Genomic DNA, 2,921 nt, shown 5'->3' with positions numbered 1-2,921 from the left:
GTAGTAGGGACCCCATTCGTCCGTGAGCGAGGTGAGCTGCGCGTTCGGCGCGAACTTGATCATGTCGGATGACTGGCCGAAGCCGTGCAGCTTGCGCTCCTCGGCGACCTGCAGCGCGGCGGTGGAATCGGTGTGCTGCACGATGATGTCGGCGCCCTGGTCGAACAGCGCCTTGGCTGCGTCGGCCTCCTTGCCGGGATCGAACCAGGAATTCACCCACACGATCTTCACCTTGAAGTCGGGATTGACCGACTGCGCGCCGAGCATGAAGGAGTTGATGCCCATCACCACTTCCGGGATCGGGAAGGACACGATGTAGCCGGCAAGGCCCTTCTTCGATTCCTTGGCCGCGATCTGGCCGAGCACGTAGCGGCCTTCATAGAAGCGGGCGTTGTAGATGCCGAGATTCTTGCCGGTCTTGAAGCCGGTGGCATGCTCGAACATCACTTTGGGGAACTTCTTCGCGACCTTCACCTCGGCGTCCATGAAGCCGAAGGACGTGCCGAAGATGATCTTGCACTTCTCGCGCGCCAGGCGCTCGAAGGCGCGGTCGGCGTCCGGGCCTTCCGAGACGTTTTCGAGATAGGCGGTCTCGACCTTGTCGCCGAGCGCCTTCTCGACTTCGAGGCGGCCCTGGTCGTGCTGGTAGGAATAGCCGAAGTCGCCGATCGGACCCGTATAGACCCAGCAGGCCTTCAGCTTGTCGGCCGCCTCGGCGGTTGCCGCGACCGACAGGGCCGCAGCCGTGGTCATCAACGCAATAAGCAGTTTTTTCATTGTGTTACCTCTCTGAGTTAAGCCTTGGAGCTTCCCGTCTTTTTGTTGTCGTCAACGATCCGGAACGAATGGCTGCCCCAACGAAGCCGGCGTGTTCATCATTGTCAGCCGCTTGTTGCGCGAGATTAGAACGAGAACCGCGATGGTTGCCAGATAGGGCAGCGAAGAAAGAAACTGCGACGGCACCGGAATGCCAAAAGCCTGTGCATGAAGCTGGCCGATCCACACAGCGCCGAAGATATAGGCGCCTGCCAGCACCCGCCACGGACGCCAGGACGCGAACACCACCAGCGCCAGCGCGATCCAGCCGCGGCCCGCGCTCATGTTCTCCACCCATTGCGGCGTGTAGACCAGCGACAGATGCCCGCCGGCAAGGCCGGCGCAGGCGCCCCCGAAGATCACCGCCAGGTAACGGTAGCGGATGACCTTGATGCCCAGCGCATGCGCCGACGTATGGCTGTCGCCGATCGAGCGAAGCGTAAGCCCCGTGCGCGTCCTGAACAGGAACCACATGACCGCCGCGGTCAGCGCGATCGAGATGTAGAAGACCGGATCCTGGCCGAAGATCAGCCTGCCGACGACCGGGATCGAGCTGATCACCGGGATATCGAGATTGGGCAGTCTCACGCCCGGCTGACCGACGAAGCTGGTGCCGATCATGCCGGAAAGGCCGAGGCCGAGCAGCGTCAGCGACAGGCCCGTCGCCACTTGGTTGGTGGCGAGCGACAGCGTCATGACGGCGAAAAGCAGCGAGAACAGCGCACCGACGATGATTGCGGCGAGCAAGCCGATCCACGGTGACCCGGTGAGATAGCCGGCGCCGAAGCCGCCGACGGCGCCCATGATCATCATGCCCTCGACGCCGAGATTGAGCACGCCCGAGCGTTCGACCACCAGTTCGCCGATCGCCGCGATCAGCAGCGGCGTCGCGGCGGTCGCAATGGTCAAAAGGATGTTGACGGTGATGTCCATCAGCGGGCCTCCTCGAGCTTGGGCGCTGCATCGAGCTTCGCGGCGTTCGGCTTCATCAGCGCCACGCCGATCAGGCGAATGCGGTAGTGGATGAGTGTGTCGCAGCCGAGCACGAAGAACAGAAGCATGCCCTGGAACACGCGCGCCACCTTGTCGGAGATGCCGAGCGCGCTCTGCACCGCCTCGCCGCCGAGATAGGTCAGCGCCAGGACGAGACCCGCGGCCACGATGCCCAGCGGATTGAGCCTGCCGAGGAAGGCGACGATGATGGCGGTGAACCCGTAGCCCGGCGAGATCACCGGCTGCAACTGGCCGATGGCGCCGGAGACTTCCGAAATGCCCGCCAGACCGGCCAGCGCGCCGGACAGAAGGAAGGTGAAGAACACCATCCGGTTCAAGCCGAAGCCGGCAAAGCGCCCTGCCCTCGGGCTGGAACCCAGAACGCGCACCTCGAAACCTTTCAGCATGCGGCTCATCATCAGCCAGATCGCTACGGCGGCGACCAGGGCGAAGACGAAGCCCCAATTGGCGCGGCCGGCATCGGGCATCAGCTCCGGCAGCACCGCGGAATCGCCGAACTGGATGGTCTGCGGGAAGCCATGGCCTTGCGGGTCACGCCATGGGCCGCGCACCAGCCAGTCGAGGAAAAGCTGCGCGACATAGACCAGCATCAGGCTGGTCAGAATCTCATTGGTGCTGAAGCGGGTCTTCAAAAACGCCGGGATCGACGCGTAGAAGGCGCCGCCGACCATGCCGAGCAAGAGCATCAGCGGGATCACCAGCGGGCCTTCGAATTGCGGGAACAGCACCGGGATGATCGAGCCGAAGATCGCGCCGAAGATGAATTGGCCTTCGGCGCCGATGTTCCAGATGTTGGCCTTGTAGCAGACCGACAGTCCGACCGCGATCAGGATGAGGGGCGCCGCCTTGATGGCCAGCTCGTGCAACTGCCAGACTTCGCTGATCGGCTGGATGAAATAGATGTTGAATGCATCCAGCGGATTGACGCCGAGCAAGGCGAACATGATGGCGCCGGCGATCATCGTCAGCGCGAAGGCAATGAACGGCGACAGCACCGAAAACAACGCCGAGCGCTGCGGACGTTTGACCAGTTCGATGCGCATCATGCGATCTCCAGGCTGTGTTCTGCGTGGCCGGGCTCGGCGCCACCC

General features: G+C 63.3%; 3 protein-coding genes. All 3 read right to left on the bottom strand.

Features of this window, described 5'->3' with window-relative positions; translation table 11 throughout:
• Positions 1-777, bottom strand: a 777-nt coding sequence (locus EOA28_RS31225; RefSeq protein WP_148670967.1) for a BMP family ABC transporter substrate-binding protein, incomplete at its 3' end; no start/stop codon positions are given.
• A 51-nt stretch (positions 778-828) separates the two neighbouring features.
• Positions 829-1,749 (bottom strand): ABC transporter permease, encoded by a 921-nt coding sequence (locus EOA28_RS31220; protein WP_126082735.1) that lies wholly within the window; start codon positions 1,747-1,749, stop codon positions 829-831.
• Positions 1,749-2,876 carry an ABC transporter permease gene (locus tag EOA28_RS31215; protein ID WP_126060964.1) on the bottom strand — a complete coding sequence of 376 codons (1,128 nt, stop codon included), beginning with the start codon at positions 2,874-2,876 and terminating at the stop codon, positions 1,749-1,751. Before EOA28_RS31215 ends, EOA28_RS31220 begins: the two co-directional genes overlap by 1 nt.
• Between the last annotated feature and the right edge of the window lie 45 nt (positions 2,877-2,921).

It is taken from the genome of Mesorhizobium sp. M2A.F.Ca.ET.067.02.1.1, from assembly GCF_004023285.1.
Lineage (GTDB): Bacteria > Pseudomonadota > Alphaproteobacteria > Rhizobiales > Rhizobiaceae > Mesorhizobium.
Note: the sequence above shows the minus strand (reverse complement) of the source record. Positions and strands in the feature narration are given on the sequence as shown.

What these genes read in the sequence shown, in the direction of transcription:
- EOA28_RS31220 (WP_126082735.1), bottom strand. Translation starts at nt 1,749, where the DNA reads ATGGACATCACCGTCAACATCCTTTTGACCATTGCGACCGCCGCGACG.
- EOA28_RS31215 (WP_126060964.1), bottom strand. Translation starts at nt 2,876, where the DNA reads ATGATGCGCATCGAACTGGTCAAACGTCCGCAGCGCTCGGCGTTGTTT.